General features: G+C 42.7%; 16 protein-coding genes. 4 read left to right on the plus strand and 12 right to left on the minus strand.

Features of this window, described 5'->3' with window-relative positions:
- Positions 1–106: 106 nt before the first annotated feature.
- Positions 107–1294, minus strand: a complete 1188-nt coding sequence (locus tag QUB26_RS11765; protein ID WP_333318092.1) for a M20 family metallopeptidase — start codon at positions 1292–1294, stop codon at positions 107–109.
- Between the two features lie 431 nt (positions 1295–1725).
- Here QUB26_RS11765 and QUB26_RS11770 point away from each other — a divergent pair, with 431 nt between their 5' ends.
- Positions 1726–3192, plus strand: coding sequence for a glycosyltransferase family 87 protein (locus QUB26_RS11770; RefSeq protein WP_333318094.1), 1467 nt, complete (start codon positions 1726–1728; stop codon positions 3190–3192).
- Positions 3193–3320: 128 nt separating this feature from the next.
- Here QUB26_RS11770 and QUB26_RS11775 read toward each other — a convergent pair whose 3' ends face one another.
- Both QUB26_RS11775 and QUB26_RS11780 read right to left on the minus strand, forming a co-directional pair.
- The gene (locus QUB26_RS11775) at positions 3321–3665 is read right to left on the minus strand and encodes a ribbon-helix-helix domain-containing protein (protein ID WP_333318096.1); all 345 of its coding nucleotides are present in this window, start codon (positions 3663–3665) and stop codon (positions 3321–3323) included.
- Positions 3646–3852, minus strand: coding sequence for a ribbon-helix-helix domain-containing protein (locus QUB26_RS11780; RefSeq protein ID WP_083888202.1), 207 nt, complete (start codon positions 3850–3852; stop codon positions 3646–3648). Before QUB26_RS11780 ends, QUB26_RS11775 begins: the two co-directional genes overlap by 20 nt.
- 167 nt (positions 3853–4019) lie before the next feature.
- Here QUB26_RS11780 and QUB26_RS11785 point away from each other — a divergent pair, with 167 nt between their 5' ends.
- Positions 4020–4253, plus strand: coding sequence for a hypothetical protein (locus QUB26_RS11785; protein ID WP_190733091.1), 234 nt, complete (start codon positions 4020–4022; stop codon positions 4251–4253).
- 192 nt (positions 4254–4445) lie between these two features.
- Here QUB26_RS11785 and QUB26_RS11790 read toward each other — a convergent pair whose 3' ends face one another.
- Both QUB26_RS11790 and QUB26_RS11795 read right to left on the minus strand, forming a co-directional pair.
- Positions 4446–7043 (minus strand): GmrSD restriction endonuclease domain-containing protein, encoded by a 2598-nt coding sequence (locus tag QUB26_RS11790; protein ID WP_333318099.1) that lies wholly within the window; start codon positions 7041–7043, stop codon positions 4446–4448.
- Positions 7044–7292: 249 nt separating this feature from the next.
- The gene (locus QUB26_RS11795) at positions 7293–7430 is read right to left on the minus strand and encodes a hypothetical protein (RefSeq protein ID WP_333318103.1); all 138 of its coding nucleotides are present in this window, start codon (positions 7428–7430) and stop codon (positions 7293–7295) included.
- A gap of 84 nt (positions 7431–7514) precedes the next feature.
- Here QUB26_RS11795 and QUB26_RS11800 point away from each other — a divergent pair, with 84 nt between their 5' ends.
- Positions 7515–7685 (plus strand): hypothetical protein, encoded by a 171-nt coding sequence (locus QUB26_RS11800; RefSeq protein ID WP_333318107.1) that lies wholly within the window; start codon positions 7515–7517, stop codon positions 7683–7685.
- A gap of 97 nt (positions 7686–7782) precedes the next feature.
- Here the strand turns inward: QUB26_RS11800 and vapC are convergent, their stop codons facing one another.
- The 3 genes from vapC to aspS form a co-directional block, all read right to left on the minus strand.
- On the minus strand, positions 7783–8160 hold the full coding sequence (vapC, locus tag QUB26_RS11805) for a type II toxin-antitoxin system VapC family toxin (protein WP_333240403.1): 378 nt from the start codon (positions 8158–8160) through the stop codon (positions 7783–7785).
- Positions 8161–8173: 13 nt separating this feature from the next.
- Entirely contained in the window at positions 8174–8386 is a 213-nt protein-coding gene (locus tag QUB26_RS11810) for a type II toxin-antitoxin system VapB family antitoxin (protein ID WP_333240359.1), read from the minus strand.
- A 213-nt stretch (positions 8387–8599) separates the two neighbouring features.
- Positions 8600–10393, minus strand: a complete 1794-nt coding sequence (aspS, locus tag QUB26_RS11815; protein WP_333318113.1) for an aspartate--tRNA ligase — start codon at positions 10391–10393, stop codon at positions 8600–8602.
- 76 nt (positions 10394–10469) lie between these two features.
- On the opposite strand from aspS, the gene QUB26_RS11820 reads away from it, so the two are divergent.
- Positions 10470–10676, plus strand: coding sequence for a hypothetical protein (locus QUB26_RS11820; RefSeq protein ID WP_333318114.1), 207 nt, complete (start codon positions 10470–10472; stop codon positions 10674–10676).
- A 19-nt stretch (positions 10677–10695) separates the two neighbouring features.
- Here QUB26_RS11820 and QUB26_RS11825 read toward each other — a convergent pair whose 3' ends face one another.
- From QUB26_RS11825 to QUB26_RS11840, 4 genes are all read right to left on the minus strand, one after another.
- On the minus strand, positions 10696–11283 hold the full coding sequence (locus QUB26_RS11825) for a hypothetical protein (RefSeq protein ID WP_333318115.1): 588 nt from the start codon (positions 11281–11283) through the stop codon (positions 10696–10698).
- Between the two features lie 509 nt (positions 11284–11792).
- A complete protein-coding gene (locus QUB26_RS11830) occupies positions 11793–12422 on the minus strand; it encodes a macro domain-containing protein (RefSeq protein ID WP_333240350.1) in 630 nt (209 codons plus the stop codon).
- Between the two features lie 349 nt (positions 12423–12771).
- Complete coding sequence (locus QUB26_RS11835; RefSeq protein WP_333056958.1) at positions 12772–13746, minus strand: diguanylate cyclase; 975 nt, start codon at positions 13744–13746, stop codon at positions 12772–12774.
- A 10-nt stretch (positions 13747–13756) separates the two neighbouring features.
- Positions 13757–16852, minus strand: a complete 3096-nt coding sequence (locus QUB26_RS11840; RefSeq protein ID WP_333318116.1) for a response regulator — start codon at positions 16850–16852, stop codon at positions 13757–13759.
- Between the last annotated feature and the right edge of the window lie 109 nt (positions 16853–16961).

Consider the following 16961-nt stretch of genomic DNA (forward strand, 5'->3'; position numbering starts at 1 on the left):
GCCAGAATTCTGTTAAGCAGCTAGGCGCAAATAAACTTTACATCAAGCAATTTTGAGCTATTACCCACCCCACAATCTTATTACGGGTAATTCAATGAAAGCGAGTTTACCTACTTACTTGCTGTTTCCAATATTGGTAGGCGGCATAGGCCAAGGTGACAGCGCCGGTAACTATAGCCGCTTCATCAACCTCAAATTGCGGGTGATGGAGGGGATAGTTCGGTTTGTCAGTCAGTCCCACTCCTAAGCGAAACATGGTTCCCGGTGCGTGTTCTAAGTACATCGAAAAATCTTCCGCGCCGAGGGATGGTTCTGGTAAAATTTCGACGCGCGATCGACCTAAAGCTTCTAAAGCCGCAGTTTCGACTAATTGGGTGAGTTTTGGGTCGTTTTGAACTCCGGGCACGCCGCGCTTGTAGGTGAGTTCGTACTTAGCGCCGTAAGTCGCGCAAACGCTAGAAACAATTTGTTCGATCCAAGCCGGCAGTTTTTCGTGGGTTTCGGGATGCAGCGATCGCACGGTTCCCAATAATTTTACTCGATCGGCAATCACGTTCGGCGCTCGTCCGCCGTTAATTTGCCCGATCGTCAAAACCAGTGGCCTCAAAGGATTTTGCGTGCGGCTAATTGCCTGCTGCAAAGTGGTAATTATCTGAGAAGCAATCCAAATTGCGTCGATCGCCTCGTGGGGACGCGCACCGTGGCCGGATTCGCCCATCACAATCAATTCTATGTCATCTGCCGCCGCCGTCAGTGCCCCGTGGCGGATACCGATGGAACCGCCCGGAATCGTCGGGAAAACGTGCACTCCGAGGATGCCGTCAACATCTTGCATTGCCCCATCTTTAATCATCCATTGAGCACCTTGGGCAATCTCTTCCGCCGGCTGAAACAAGAAGCGGACGTGACCGGGCAATTTTTCCTCTAGCTGAGACAATATCATTGCTGCGCCCAAACCGACGGTGGTGTGGATGTCGTGGCCACAGGCGTGCATCACTCCCTCGTTGCGGGAGGCAAATTCTAAGTTTGTGCGTTCTTGAATCGGCAAAGCGTCCATATCGGTGCGAATTGCCAGCCAGCGGGACTCGCTGCTGTTGCCTTTGATTTCGCCGAGCACTCCTGTTTTGCCGATTCCTTCGATCGCGCGGACTCCGCTGGATGCGAGAACTCCGGCTACGTAGGCGGCGGTTTGATATTCTTGGCCGCTGAGTTCGGGGTGGGAGTGGATGTGGCGGCGAATTTCGATTAAGCGGGGGGCGAGGGTGGCGGCTAATTCTTTGATGCGGGGAAGCATGAATTTAGTTGGGGAGTGCGGTACAAGTTGTAGTCAACTAGGTTAACGCATATGTTTGGGGGTGAACAGGGTTATAAGGCGCAAATGTGCGATCGGGCTTTTGGATGGCAATGCTATTTCGTTTGTGAATAGGATTTTTTTTTTAACCGCAGAGGGCGCAGAGGACGCAGAGAATAGAGAGGAAAGAGAGTTAGGTTGAAACCAGGAATAAACGTCTATATTCTAGGTTCAAAGGCTGATTTTTAGTTAATAATATGATGTCCGGTCGAGCAACCGCGATTTTTGTAGGGGCGGGTTCACCAACAATACCTGTTAATAATTTACTATCTCAAAAACCCGCCCCGACCGGGATATTAGGGTCGATGGATCGGACATGAGATAATTTCTGGTTGTGATATCATCAAATAGTAATTTTATCAAAATTATGACCTATGATTAGCTTGGGATTCTGGAATATAATTATTATAATTACCGTCGCTTTGTTCCTCAAATTTAATTGGCGATTAGATACCGAAAAAACAGCATGGCAAGATTCTTTGTTTTTCAAACATCCTTCGAGCCAAAGGTTGACTCAGTTTTTTCGTCAACCTATCGTTAACTTTATTTTGCAAGCAGTTATTGTATTAGTTCTCACCCGATTTCTCTGTTATACCGGTTGGTTGGTTTACAATCTGACTACTAGGCCCGATCCGCCTTACTGGGATTTTAAGTGGTTTTATGTGGCGAGTAGATTAGCCCATCAGCATTTGAGTCCCTTTAATGTGGAGGTGTTTAACATCGGTTTCTGTAGCATCACAAAAGTGTGTGGGTTTATTCCATCTTTTGTTTATCCACCTAATATCATTCCTCCGCTGTGGTTTTTGGGCTATTTCCCGATGAAGACTGCATTCACCATCTGGACTTGGCTGCATCTTATTGCCACAGGTTTTGTTTTATGGGGAGCGAATATCTTGTTGGTGTCGCACTCACGAGCTTTTAGGACTATTTGTAGTATATCAGTTGCATTCCTCTACGGTTTTGTCTTCGATCTTCAAGTTGGCAATGTGGCAACTTTTATTGCGGTTCTGCTGTTATGGATGTTTATTTATGCTAGAAAAAATCAGGATTTAATTGCTGGATTTTTATTAGGAATTGCCATTTTTAAACCAACATTAGTTATATTGTTTATTCCTTATTTTTTAATCAAAAGACGGTTTCAGCTAGTTTTTGTATCTATAGTCACGGTAACTTTGTTGGCAGTTATAGGTCTAGCTGTAACGGGCAATTCTTTAACAGGATTTATACAGGATGCGACTCGTGGATTTCCACTCTGGCTCAACGATCCATCGAATAATGCTTATATTTCTATGAGTCGCCTTGATTTAAGGGTTATGGGGCCGAGATTTTTCCCCGATAGTCCCTTCGTGGCGAAGCTATTTTCGGATTTAATTATTCTGGTGCTAGTTGGTTTAGTGAGTTGGTATTTTTACAAAAAACAATCTCGCAATGCTTGGTCAAAAAAAGTTGATTTATCTGAAATGGTGCTAATTTCCACTTTGAGCATTGCTATCAACTATTCACAGCCCACCAGTTCTGTGATGTTAGCACCGGCGGTGGTTTTTTTGCTGAATGATTTATGTTTTCAGATTAAAAATTGTGCCTTCTCTAGGCAAAGAATGTCGGTTTGGTTATTGGGGGTTGGCTGTGTCATGGTGCAAACCGCTGTGATTCATGGCGGGCTGTTGGTGTTTCTAGGAAAGCGGTGGAACTGGAAGGGGGGGGAATTGCCTTATTTGTTTAAAGTAACTATTTTTTCACTACCGAGTTATGCGATTTTAGGCCTTACGTTAAGTGTTTTAGTCTTAGCAATTACATCTCTTCGTCAAAAACAGGTTGCTGAATTTGACCTACCGAGCTGAAGCAGGAAATAGACATTTATCTGGCCAAGAGTAAGTAATAGGTAGGGTGTTCAAAATGTCATTTTATAACCAATTTATTCATTTCTCTCTTCTCTTCCTCTGTGCTCTCTGCGTCCTCTGCGGTTAAATCATTCAGAGTCGCTGTCGATTTTCTGTTGCTGCGATCGATCGTCGCTGTGAATTCTCCCCTCAGATTTAGCCTCATCTACTGCTTCTTGAATTAATGTCAACACCATATTCGAGACCGGCCGATAATGCGATTTGGCTAACCGCTCTAGGTCTGCTTTAAGTTCTTCTGGAAGATATACAACTATTCTGGGGAGTTTTGCTGGCAAGGCTGTTATTTGTGCTTTTACTGCCCTATTGTACCTTACCGCGTCACCGTCCAAAACAAAGTACACGGCAGGACACGCAGGCAGTTGAGAGCGATCGCGGGCAGTGGTAGTTGGTAGTTTAATCGTCTTTGGATTCATTAAACTTGCCTTCCTTCTGCGCTCTTTCGAGTCCTTCTTCCACCAAAAGTAATGCCATTTGGGAAATCGAACGACGCTCAATACTCGCCAGTTTTTCTAACTTCTCCTTAATTTCGGGTGGCGGGTAAAAGGCAACTCTAGGAGATTTTGCAGGACTCACATTGTTTGGGGGTAGCGTGTTCACCATGTCATTTTAGCTGACTGCAAATTTTTTAGAGATTTTTTAAGCCAAGGTAGCACACCACAATCTAGTTTATGCTATAGTAGTCTAAACACCCAAAAACCAAACCCCCACCGCTCAGACTCACGATCGTTCGGTGGGGGCTTGAACTCCCATATTTAGGAGGAAACTCTATGATATCACCGCCAAAGTCAGTTCCCGAACTGCTCCGGGAAGAAATTCCTGATGTACCTCAAGGTAAGCAACCGATTCGTTTGCTGTTGTGTGGCGTTCCCAAAGCGGTAGACAGCATCGTTAATCTGTTGCACGTTTTAGGTTTTGCAGAAGTTGGGGAATGGAGCCCGCCTCTACCATCGCCTCTAGCGGGTGAGGTAATTCGGATTTTAACCCGTTACTGGAAAGAGTAATCTTTGAGGGCGATCGCATGAATTGGAAAAGTGCGATCGTCCTTTCTGTCTCATTGAAGAGCGATCGTTATTTGTCAAGGTGAAATCGCTTCTTTTCTTGACAAATACTATAATCAATGGTAAGTAATATCCTATGTCAATTACATGAGAAATAAGTGTTCGAGTTGAGCGTATAAAGCAGGATATAAACAATTAAGAGGGAGGTTTAGATCCTTTTTTTCTATTACTGTCCCTGTGAGTAATTTGAAGGTTCTCTATAGAATCTACTCCCCCGATGCTTAATGGTGTATTATGATCTACCTCAATATCATCTCCTATAAATAGAGGTGCTCCTGAGATAGCACAGCGATTATCTTGTCCTCTAAGTTTTTCAAGCTTTTCGGCTTCAGAAAGTTTAGCTTGTCTTCGCTTCATTGCATACTTTTCCTGAAAGTTTTGAGCTTTTGATCGAAACAAATCTTTGGTGAAACTTTCTGAAGGATTGCTTAAATTAGAAAATATATTTTGCAAGTCTTGTTTCATGTTTAACCTGTGAAACTTAACCATTTCAAGATTAAGTGGATTGACAAGATACCACAGAATGTAAAAGTCTTGTTTTGTACGCCTACATGAACGAACTTGTCTTTGCGCTTTGAAGAGGAAATTCAATTCATCACCAAAAAACTTATCTAATGCTTCTTTGCCTCCTTCAACATCTCTATCCAGCAAAATAAGCTTCACTTTTTTTACAAAGCTTTCTACATTTTTGATACCTTTGAGAAAGTTAGTCTTTACCTCTTCATCTTCAAAAGCACTTTGAAGTAGCCTAGTAATTTCGTGTGAGGAAACTCTTAAATTGATGCCATCGTTTCTATTATAAATAGACCAACTCTTATGAGCCTCCTTCCTCTTCAGGCGCTGATATTCAAGGTACGCTAAGGATGTATAAAGTTCTTCATTTTCCATCCTATCTCTATCATTACTGCTTTTGACAAGTTTGATATAAAACCACTGTCTATGCTTATCAAGATTTTTTCTGATAGTTTCAATAATATCTCTATCTACCCAAGAATTCCACATCTCGAAAGAATTCTCTCTAATCGGATATGGCTTGTTATTGAGCCTAACAAAAAGATCAACTGGGTTAAAATCTGGATTTAGATTTTCTTGAATTTCGACTACCAAGAGTCCAAAGTCTAAAATTTTATCTTGTAAAGAAGCATCAAAATCTTTAAGATCATTGTAGGTTTTATTGTTTAAATGCTTCAGTATTTTTAATCCTTTTAAAGCAAAGCCAGAGTTTTTGCTTGTACATTGATTACCGTTTTCATCCATGTAGTTTTTACATATAAAACCTAAAATTGTTAGTAGACGTTGTTGTCCATCTATCACTTCAGAAACATCATCTTTACGCTTATAAATAAAGATTGGAGGAAGGCTGATACCTAAAAGAATACTTTCAATAATTGAAGATGCTTTAGATATATTAATTACTTCCGATCTCTGGTAAGAAGGACGAACAAGAAACATATCACGATCCATCACTGTCGCAATATCATCTATTGAATTTAGCGATGGTTCGGGTTTTGTTACTCTTAGAGAGGCTAACTCACCGAGTATTGTAACCGTATCGTCATTTTTACTCTTCCTAATGAGATTTAATTCATCTCTTGTCTTCTTGTTACCCTCTAAATAGACACGAAACTTTACACTAAATTCCTGCTCAAATAACTTCGCCGTAAACGAGAAACGTTCTTGAACATTACTATAGTAGTGAGAATCAATAAACTTATGATTGTTATCTGAAATTGCCTGACCTAAGCGTTCAATTAGAGCGTTATTATCCACCTTAGATAAATCAATGTTTTCAGCATCTAATACTTGAATTGCCCATAACAAACATTCAAAAGCTGGTCGTTTTAAAATTAGATTTTTATCGCTAAATATCTGCTTCATTCGATGAACCAGACGAATTTTTTCTACAAATTTATTACATAAATCATCTATATTATCTACTTCATTTGTCATGTGTTCATACAATTTATCTAACGTTTCAGTTCTGTTGTTTCCCCATGAGTAATACCTAATAGGAAACTTGTAGAGAACTAAATACCTACGAATAAACTGTAGTATTCTTCCGCGATCAGAAACTCTTTCACTCTCCTTCGGCAAGAAAAGGTCAGTAATCATGTTGCAGAATTCAGAGTCTTGTTTTACCAAATTCTTGAATTTCCGAAAGACTGAATCTGTATCATAGAGAGCATTATCTATTTCTGGTTTCTTTAAAGGGGTTATACCAGAATTATATCTGCCAAATATTTCCTTCTTAACCTTGTCTTCAAGGGCTAAATCAAGTCTAGGTTCACTAACTATTTTAAATTCTATGATTCTAATTTTTGCAGTCAAAAATAAATTAATTATACTTTTTGTTTCAGAACTAGCTTGTAAAGACTCATAAGTTGCTTTGGCAATCTGCTTTAGTGCTTCCAGACCATTCCTTGTTAAGGAAAATTCATTTTCTTTAAACCTTTTGATGGTTTCAAATCTTTGCCTTCCATCAATTACTTCAATACCCGATCCGTTGTCAAAAAATATAAGAGGAGGAATCTCAGTCCCTAACAAAATACTTTCAATAAAGTAAGTCGCTTTATGATCGTCCCATACATAATTTCTCTGATAATACGGCTTGTAATTGATTTTATTTAAATTGCGTAAACTAAAAAGTGATTCTATAGATCTGGAATAGGTTCCAATCTTCAAGTGCGATGTAAAAATTTTTTCAAAGTCTTCTGGTTTTAAAAAGCCACTCATTTTTAAGTTCTCACTTACATTTTGTATGATCAATACTTCGGACAGTTTTATATCTAATCGAGTGTCCGAAACCCAGACTGGCTATATGGTGGACTATTATTTCAAGGTTTAAGTCCAGCCCTAAGTTTCCTAAAATGCGTTAAAAATGGCAGGGCTTTCTCTGTAAGGCTTACAGGGCCGTTAAAAAACTGTCCGAAGTATTGTATGATGTTTAAGTTTTTAATTATAGCATAGCGACACGCCAAACCCTCAACCTGCCCCAACTCCCCCAACTCCTGCAACCCCAACTCGCCGAAACCAACCTCCACCAAAGCCTCCCTCCAACTCTTCTGCATCGACGGCAGCAAATTCGATAACCTCGCTCGCCCCGCCGATATCTACCTGCAACGGACTGTTTTAGAGACTTGAAGCCATCCTCAATCCCAAAAATTGAGATAAAATATCGACAAGCCCTAAACATAACGAACAACAATGACTCTAGCCAACTATCAACTTTCCCTAAACTTTGAGCAAATTTTAGCCCTAGTCAAACAACTGCCCTATCCCGAAAAATTGCAGTTAAGTCAAGAGCTTGAAAAAGAAGTATTAAACAGTAAATTAACAGTTCTTTTGGAGTCATTTAGAACCGATGAACTTTCTTGAGAAACTATCACCCAAGAAGTAGAATCAGTCCGAAGCGAAATTCATGCCAGAAAAACCAGCCCTTAAAGTAATTAACTATGATTCCAAACAATATTCATTAATTGTCAGGTCGGAAGCGCAAACAATTGAGCGATCGCACTCTCTGAATAGTTTCAAAATCGCGATCGTTATGAACTAGAATAAGCTGGTGTTCGATCGCAAGTTGGGCAATGCAGCAGTCGATACTACTTCTAACCGTTAACCCCTGTCGTTGCAAATCGTAGTAAATCCGAGCAGCCGCTACCCAAGTATTAGGCGTAGACTCGATGTAATCTTGTTCTTGGAGATAAGTTTCTAATAGTGTCCACTCCCGTTCATCTCGACAACCTTGCAAAAGTTCCATCTGAGTAAATCGGTTCAGAAAAATACTTTCATCATTAATTATTGCTTCGAGGGATTGGCGTACTACACCTGTCCTGTCGCGGAAAACGCTGATCTAGACTGAGGTATCAATCAGAAACATTTCGGTTTTCCCGCAAAGCTTTGTAGTCGTAGTCAGTTGAAAATTGAATTTGTCCGCTTAAATCAAGTATATTCCGCTTTTTACGGGTGCGAATTAATTCTTGCAAAGCAAAGTCAATCAGTTCTTTTTCTGTTTTGAAATTGGTTAAGCGAAAGGCTTCTTTAACCAATTCTTCGTTAAGTTCAACGGTGGTTGTCATGGTTAATGGTTGATTTCATTCTCTCATTCATTATGGCATAGCCACACCCAACCCTTAACCTAACCCAACTTCCCCAACTCACCTCAACCAACCTCAACCAAACTCTCTAACTCCTCTGCATCAACGACACCAAACTAGAACTACCCAGATTCCCGACTTCTCAAAGAAGTCAGGAATTTACAAATGGTTAAATTGTCAAGGTGTTTTATACAATTATGACTTGGGCGTATAAGTCGATCGCACTTGCAACTCCTTCAACTGCTTCTCATCCACCCCAGCCGGCGCATTCGTCAGCAAACAACCCGCCTGCTGCGTCTTCGGAAACGCAATCACATCGCGAATAGATTCCTCACCAGCCAACAGCATCACCAACCGATCCAAACCGTAAGCAATGCCACCGTGGGGCGGAGTTCCATACTCAAACGCATCCAACAAAAAGCCAAACTTATTGTAAGCTTCCTCAGTCGATAAGCCGATCGCCTCAAACACCTTTTCCTGAACTTCCCGCTGATAAATCCGCAGAGAACCGCCGCCGATTTCTGTACCGTTTAACACCAAATCGTAAGCTTGAGCTCTCGCAGTTTTCAAATCATTAATATCGTCGGGATGCGGCGCAGTAAACGGGTGATGCAAAGCTTCCAAACGCTTCTCATCAGCGTTCCATTCAAACATCGGGAAATCTGTCACCCACAGCAGATTCATCTTCTCTTTGTCAATCAATCCCAATTCGTTACCGACAAACAAACGCAATCTATCCAAAGTCTTATTGACAGTTGTCACATCGGCTGCGGCGAATAACAACAAATGACCTGGTTGCGCGCCCGTGCGATCGAGCAATTGCTGTTTTTGTGCTTCCGTCAAATTATCCTTAATTGCGCCGATCGTATCAATTTCGCCATTATCCCGCACGCGGATGTAAGCCAATCCCTTCGCACCCGCTTCGCTGGCTTCCTTAAACAAATCGCCTTTCGGGCCCGGTTTAATCCGCACATTAGAAATCGCATCATTACCGCCCGGAATCGGCAAAACTTTCACAATTCCGCCCGCAGCAACCGCCCCGGAAAATACCTTAAATCCCGAATCTTTCATCAAATCGGAAACATCGACTAATTCCATACCGAAGCGAGTGTCTGGTTTGTCGCTACCGTAGCGATCCATTGCTTCAGCGTAAGTCAAGCGCGGAAAAGGACGAGGCACTTCTACGCCTTTGACACTTTGGAAAATCTGGGAGACTAAACCTTCGTTTAATTCGATAACTTCTTCTAAAGACATGAAACTCATTTCCATGTCTAATTGTGTGAATTCCGGCTGTCTGTCGGCGCGCAAATCTTCATCGCGGAAACAGCGGGCAATTTGATAATATCTGTCCAAACCCGAAACCATTAACAATTGTTTGAACAACTGCGGCGACTGCGGCAAAGCGTACCATTCGCCCAAATTGACGCGGCTGGGCACTAAATAATCTCTCGCACCTTCAGGAGTCGATCTCGTTAAAATCGGTGTTTCAACTTCAATAAAACCTCCCACATCTTCCAGGTGGCGGCGCATAGCTTTGACTACTTGGTGGCGAAGCTGCAAATTGCGACTCATACGATCGCGCCGCAAGTCCAAATAGCGATATTTCAGCCGCAAATCTTCCCGCACGCTTTCGGTATCCGCCGTCGCCACCTGAAACGGTAACTGTTTGCGAACCGCATTCAACAACTCAATTTCGTCAGCATAAATTTCCACCTCACCCGTAGGCAATTTCGGGTTGAGGGAATCTTCGGGGCGGCTGCTGACTCTACCCGTAATTTTAAGCACGTATTCGCTGCGTAAAGCCTCAGCCCCGTGATAGGAATCGGGGGTGCGTTCAGGATCGCTAACAATTTGCACAATACCCGATCGATCGCGCACATCCAGAAAAATCACCCCGCCATGATCGCGGCGGCGATCCACCCAGCCGTAAAGGGTGACAGTCTCTCCGATGTGTTCGCTTCGCAGTTCGCCGCAGTAGTAACTTCTCATGGTTGGGGGTTATGGACTAAAAATAATGCTTTTTGATTATAGCGCTTAGTGTCAAAACCTTTTATGAACAGGCAAGATGCCTGTTCCACAAGAAAATTCAATCTTTGTGGAACAGGCATCTTGCCTGTTTTTTAAATATGAACAGCCAAGATGCCTGTTCCACAAGAAAATTCAATCTTTGTGGAACAGGCATCTTGCCTGTTTTTTAAATATGAACAGCCAAGATGCCTGTTCCACAAGAAAATTCAATCTTTGTGGAACAGGCATCTTGCCTGTTTCTTAAAATGGTGTCATATCTGAGTTTAATCCTTCTTGTCAAAAAACGCCGTTAGCGCATTCCATGCAGACTTAGCCGCATCCGTCAAGCGAGTGCCGATCGACTCAATTTGCTTCACAATAAGGTGCCAATTCTTTTCAGCTTCCGTGTGAATGTGGTCAACAGCTTGTTCGATGCGATCGCGTTCGATCAATTTATTTTGTTCCACCGCTTCTCGCGCTTGTCGCACTGCTTTCAAATAAGCTTCGCGACTGACTTCGCCGGCATCTTGCACCTGCGCTTGCGCCCGCGTTTTAATCGCATCTACCACCAGCCAATTTTTCTCAGTTTCTTTTTTAATCAGCTTGACTGCTTCTGTGAATCTCTCGTGGGCAAGATCCTTATTTTCTTCGATCGCCCCCGATGCCTTATTGACAGCTTTTAAATAAGCTTCGCGGGTGAGTTCGCCCGCTGCTTGCACTTCGGCGGTGGCCCGTTTTTTAATTGATTCAAACAGCGCCGCAGTTTCTGCGATCGCCTCATCAGTCGCGTCGGGCATCTCTTTTTTGACGAGCTCCGTCGTTTCGAGAGTAGCCTCTAAAACTGGTTCCTCGGTTACTTTTGGATCTGTCATCTCAATCTTCTCCTTTCGTAGTAAACATTTTGAAAAAAACTAACAGTCCCAGGACGCAGACTTTGTATGTGTAGCGCCAGATTGAATTGTGGTCTTTTATACAGACTTTGTACGTGTAGCGCCAGAAGGAATTCTGGCATTTAATAAGAACTAGGCAATTCTTGTTCCAGCTTTATCAACTTTTGTATCCGCGCTTACCTAGTTGGAATGACCTCAGTTCTATTACATTATATCTACCAAAGTTTCTCTTGTCTGTAGGATACCGCCAACTTGCAGGTACGGTTTAGCGCACTTAGGAGCGCGAATTAAATAACTTACAATTTTAATTGTTATTGTGGGATGGGCGTCCCGCCCGTCCACTCATGACGGGCGGGACGCCCATCCCACTTTCAAGAGTGGAAGTTATTTAATTCTCATTCCTTAAATTTATGATAAGTCTCTCTACCTAAAACAACACACACCAATCAACTTGGTTTCTCAACCCAATAAAACGGGCCAATTTAATAATTTTAATTTGCCAACTGCAAATCTTCGCGATCGTCCGTATATAACAAATGGTGACCTCTTTGAGCGTGCAGTAAAGATTGAGGAAATTCGTACTGAGATAAGAGGATATCTTCCAGCGCAACTTTCATTTGATTGGCACAGATATGTGGCGGCATTTTGCCCATTCCCGTACCCATGCCGGGAATAGCGATAGTTTCAATTATATGTTTGACAGGCGTTCCATCTGGGACAGAGCCAAATTTTACGAGAGTCAAAATAGCGCGGGTTGCTAGATAAACATTTACTGTTTCTCTTAAAACTGTGGGAACCCTCATAATTGGTGCAGCTATTAAATAGGGAATTTCAGCATGATCTGTGTCTACAAGTTCTGCCATGCCTACTAAGAGTTCGCCGTGATGTCGAGATTGAATTATTTTTTGCAAGCGTTCAAGAACCTGCCCTCCAAAATATTCCGAAATTTCTAACTCTAAGCCGTCGTCCATGAAACCAAAACTATTCCCCGGACTAACAATAGCATCGCATTTCACATCAAATATTGAACCGTGATGTATCTTTACATTTTCCATACTGCCGCAAGTGCTTTCCCAGGCTCTAACTAAACTATCGTCTAAGGCAGCCAGCACAATTTGCATAAATACTCTCTCTTAATTTTAATGGCGAACAGCCAGAGCGATCGCCAATTTAATCCTACAATACTTTACATAAGTCCGCTGAATCTAAAATTTATCTCAATTTCAACTAGCAAATGTTCAATAGCTACGACATTTTTTGCTCGCACACACCCTTAACCTAATACAGAGAGAGCTTTTAACGCGGTTGTCACCCTCTCAGTTTTAGGTGTGATGAGCTGTACTGCATCGTGTTTTCTGGCCCAGGGGCTAATGTCTGCAAGCTGTTTCCCGATCTTGTTTTCAGTTTACTCTTTCTCGGTTGATCTCACATTTAATAAATACTGCTTATGACGCTCCGATATCGGTGTTCTCAAAAGAAAGGTTGAGGATTGAAACAGCGTTTGGTGCGTTTATGCTCGTACATCAGTTTATCAGCCTTTGCCAGCAATTGTTCTAATAAAACTTCATTATTTAAATCCCCAAACTGCACACCAAGACTTATTGATATATAAGCTCGCTCTGACTGTTGATTAAAGCGATCTATATTGTCTTGCAGCCGAGCATGAAAATTAGTAGATGAATCACCAGAAAAGTTAGGAATAAATAAAGCAAATTCATCTCCTCCCAGTCGAGCCACAATATCCGCCTCACGAAAGGTTTGTTTCAATATTTGAGCTGCGTCCACGATTACTCGGTCTCCCATTTCGTGTCCTAAAGTGTCGTTAATTTTTTTCAAACCATCTAAGTCAGCGAACAAAATAAAATAAGATGTTTGCGTGCGCCTCGCAATTTTTAGTTGTTGCTCTGCTAGTAAAAAAAAGCCCCGTCGGTTATATAATCCCGTTAATTCATCGGTCACGGATAGCTGTCTTACTTCTGCTTCTGCCCTCAGACGTTCTTGGATTTCATGTTCTAAACGTTGATTTTGTTCTAGCAGTTGTTGGCGTTGCTGTTGGATGAGTAATTGATTTTTTACTCGCATCAGCACTTCCTGTTCTTGAAAGGGTTTGGTAATATAGTCTACGCCACCGAGTTCAAAGGCTCGTACCTTGTTTTCTAGTCGTTCGAGGGCACTGATAAAAATAACCGGTATCTGAGCACTCGCTTCCGATGCTTTTAACTTTTGGCAGACTTCGTACCCATTCATTTCGGGCATATTGATGTCAAGTAAAATTAGACTCGGTGGGTCGCGATGAACACCTTGGAGTGCCATTCTGCCGTTGAGGGCTTTACGGACAATATAGCCCTGTGACTCTAGAATTTTGGCTAACAAGCGTAGATTGTCTGGGGTATCATCCACGATGAGAATATGCGTTTGGGCTACAAGTTTGAATAAAGCTGTCATGTTCTTATTCCTAAATCTGGGTGAGAGTTGCGATCGCTTCAAGCTGAAAGTTATCTACCAGAGATGTCATCGCCGCGATGAAATCTTGTTTCTCCTTGGGAATTTGAGCGATAAGTTCATAAAGCTTATTATCACTAAGATCGAGTGCTGCTTCATGAACTTCTGCAATCCACTTGGGGGGCATGGTTTTCAAGTATGGAGTCAATATCTTTGGTGGCGAAGCTGATGAGTCTGGCGGAATTTTTTCGGCGTAGCAGTAGCGGACGCCCAAGTGATGAGCTATCTTGTCGAAAAGTGTGTCTTCAGTAAACGGCTTGGCAATGTAGTCATCGCAACCGACTTGCAGGCTGGCGATACGATCGTCCTCAAAAGCATAGGCAGTCAGGGCAATAATGCGTGTAATTTGTCTTTTGTCCTGTGACATTTGCCCTGAGTTATCTGCTGATGACTCATGACTCATGACTAATGACTGTTGCGATCGAATCTGTCTCGTCGCTTCATAACCATCCATGACAGGCATTTGAATGTCCATCAAAATCAGGTCAGGGTGCCATGTTTGCCAACGATCGATCGCCTCTACCCCATTTTCCACCGCACACACCTCAAACCCAACTGACTCCAGCAGTGTCACCAGCAGTTGCTGATTTTCGGGAACGTCTTCTGCTACTAGAATTCGGTAGATAGGTTGCCCAGGTTCAATCCCGATAATCCGATCGCTCGTTTCAGGTTCCTCTAAATCAACCGACTCTGGTAGTTCCAAAACGACTTGGCAGGTAAAAGTCGAGCCTCGATTCAGGGTGCTTCGCACGGTGATATCCCCTCCCATCAGACGCGCAAACTCACGACTGATAGACAGTCCTAAACCTGTTCCTCGATCGTGACGATCGCGATTGGTTTGCATGAAGGCGTCAAAAATTGATTCTAAATCTGAGGGAGAAAGGCCCGATCCGGTATCCTCAACTTCGAGACACAGGGTAATAGTTCGTTGAATATCCGGTTGATTAGTGGCGCGATCGCAATTTGTACTGGATGGCATATCATCTGATGAAAAAGCTCGTCCGCGCAGCACTATGCTTCCTGTTGTTGTAAATTTGATCGCGTTCCCCAACAAATTAATCAAGATTTGGCGAAGTTTTGCTTGATCGCCACAGACATAACGGGGGACAGTAGCATCCCACTCGCTGCTCAGATGTAACCCTTTCTCAGGCGCTTTGATGGTGAACATCTCGTTAATAGAACCCAGCAGTCGATGCAGATTAAAACAGCTTTTAGTCAGTACCAATTGCCCTGCTTCAATCCTAGACATTTGCAAAACATCGTCGATCAATGTCAGCAGGTGTTCTCCACTACGGGTAATGATCCCTAAATGCTCTTGAAATTCTTCTGGGATATGGGGGCTGCGGTTCATAAGCTGGGTAAATCCCAGAATGGCGTTGAGTGGCGTTCTGAGCTCGTGGCTCATGTTCGCAAGGAACTGGCTTTTGGCACGGTTGGCTATTGCTGCCCTTTCTGCAGCGTGTTCTAGGGCAGCTTGCGAAAATTCTAACACCGCCAGCATGAGGATATGTCTCATTTCGGCGGCACCTTCTAACTCTGCAATCTGCCACGGCTCAGACATCTCCCGCACTGTCTCTTTCCACAGTTCAAAGGATTTGCGGGGAGACAGGTGCATTTTTCCAATTTCGTCGATCGACACAGCATCATGTGGATTACCTGCCCAGTTTACGGTTTGAATTTGTTCGGGTCGGAACCAAAGGATGTGGTATGACTTTTGTATGGCGTAGGATAGCAAGATTGAGATTGCTAAAACACCGCTAGCTCGCTCTTTGAATTGCTTCGCTTGGGGATACAACTGAGACAAAGAAGCTGTTGCAAACACTCGTTCTTTGTTCTGTTGCAGCAACCACTGCACGAGTTCGTCAACCTCAGCTTCAGATGGTGTTTTACCCACCAATGTCAGACGACCATCGAGCAGAATAGCAGCTCCCTGAGCATGAACTAAATCTAGCAATTGAGAAGCATTTTCGGTCAATACCTGTTCGATAAAATTAGACTCTCGCCGGAATGCCTGCTGAAGTTGATCCTGAATAGTTTTCGCCTGCGATCGGTAAACGTTCAATTCTCGCTCTTGCTGATGCACCAGTTCGATCGAGGCAAATTGTCCTAAAAATTCACAGGTTTTGCGAGTGTCGTAATCTACCAATCGCGGGCTGTAATGGTGACAGGCAATTAATCCCCAGAGGCGTCGATCGTCAATTAACGAAATCGTCAGTGTCCCAGCCACTCCCATATTCTGCAAATATTCAATGTGGTAGGGAGATACTCCCCTTAAGACACAAGCACTTAGATCCTGGGGTGTATTGGTTAGGGGATGGTTGGTGGGAATTAGCCGGGCCGGGGTGTAATTGATATCAGGAATTTGGCGCACCCAGTTGCGGTAAAACAATTTGCGGGCGGGTACGGGAATATCGATCGCCGGGTAATGCAATCCCAGGTAGCTTTCTAGATAGCTTTCTTTCTCTTCGGCAATCACCACCCCATGGTCATCGGCTTCAAACCGATAAATCATCACGCGATCGAACCCTGTCATGGCTTTTACTTCTCTAGCAATGGTTTGAGCTAAATCAGAAAGACCGAGCGCAGTGCGAAAGTTGAGGATAACTGTTTGCAGACGCTGATAAAAATCCATTGCATGATTATTTTCAATAGTCAATTGGGGTTCTAGTTCCAGAATCAACTCATCGGGTCGCTGATGCACTGTGCTTCTAAATGTTTGAATTTTGCCGTCTTTTAGAGGTATTTTCAGATTAAAACTATTATGAATCTTGAGCTTTTCTTGATTGAGATACCTGACCATTTCTTGTACTTGCTCGTGACCAAATAACCATGGCAATGGCTGACCTAGCAATTCTGCGACACCAATGCCAAAAAACACTTCTACATTGTCACTTACTTGTAAAATGTTGAGGCTTTTTTCTTGCAGACATAAAAGTATTCCGTGGGGCTGAATATGACCGGGAGCATATACTGATTCTTCACTGCATTCCTCTAAATTTGTTAAATCTAAAGGAGTAATTTCCGAAATTTTTGGTACTTTATGAGGCATTTTAGAGCAGTAGTTATCAATAAAAATTAAGGATGTTTTTTTGGCAATTTTACCAACAATCAAATTGAATTCTTGTTGGCTGTGCCTAATTTCCTAGTCCTAATCAAAC

Origin of the sequence: Microcoleus sp. B4-C1, assembly GCF_036705285.1 — a bacterium.
Taxonomy (GTDB): domain Bacteria; phylum Cyanobacteriota; class Cyanobacteriia; order Cyanobacteriales; family Microcoleaceae; genus Microcoleus.

What these genes read in the sequence shown, in the direction of transcription:
- QUB26_RS11765 (WP_333318092.1), bottom strand. Translation starts at nt 1,294, where the DNA reads ATGCTTCCCCGCATCAAAGAATTAGCCGCCACCCTCGCCCCCCGCTTA.
- QUB26_RS11770 (WP_333318094.1), top strand. Translation starts at nt 1,726, where the DNA reads ATGATTAGCTTGGGATTCTGGAATATAATTATTATAATTACCGTCGCT.
- QUB26_RS11775 (WP_333318096.1), bottom strand. Translation starts at nt 3,665, where the DNA reads ATGAATCCAAAGACGATTAAACTACCAACTACCACTGCCCGCGATCGC.
- QUB26_RS11780 (WP_083888202.1), bottom strand. Translation starts at nt 3,852, where the DNA reads ATGGTGAACACGCTACCCCCAAACAATGTGAGTCCTGCAAAATCTCCT.
- QUB26_RS11785 (WP_190733091.1), top strand. Translation starts at nt 4,020, where the DNA reads ATGATATCACCGCCAAAGTCAGTTCCCGAACTGCTCCGGGAAGAAATT.
- QUB26_RS11790 (WP_333318099.1), bottom strand. Translation starts at nt 7,043, where the DNA reads ATGAGTGGCTTTTTAAAACCAGAAGACTTTGAAAAAATTTTTACATCG.
- QUB26_RS11800 (WP_333318107.1), top strand. Translation starts at nt 7,515, where the DNA reads ATGACTCTAGCCAACTATCAACTTTCCCTAAACTTTGAGCAAATTTTA.
- QUB26_RS11810 (WP_333240359.1), bottom strand. Translation starts at nt 8,386, where the DNA reads ATGACAACCACCGTTGAACTTAACGAAGAATTGGTTAAAGAAGCCTTT.
- aspS (WP_333318113.1), bottom strand. Translation starts at nt 10,393, where the DNA reads ATGAGAAGTTACTACTGCGGCGAACTGCGAAGCGAACACATCGGAGAG.
- QUB26_RS11820 (WP_333318114.1), top strand. Translation starts at nt 10,470, where the DNA reads ATGCCTGTTCCACAAGAAAATTCAATCTTTGTGGAACAGGCATCTTGC.
- QUB26_RS11825 (WP_333318115.1), bottom strand. Translation starts at nt 11,283, where the DNA reads ATGACAGATCCAAAAGTAACCGAGGAACCAGTTTTAGAGGCTACTCTC.
- QUB26_RS11830 (WP_333240350.1), bottom strand. Translation starts at nt 12,422, where the DNA reads ATGCAAATTGTGCTGGCTGCCTTAGACGATAGTTTAGTTAGAGCCTGG.
- QUB26_RS11835 (WP_333056958.1), bottom strand. Translation starts at nt 13,746, where the DNA reads ATGACAGCTTTATTCAAACTTGTAGCCCAAACGCATATTCTCATCGTG.
- QUB26_RS11840 (WP_333318116.1), bottom strand. Translation starts at nt 16,852, where the DNA reads ATGCCTCATAAAGTACCAAAAATTTCGGAAATTACTCCTTTAGATTTA.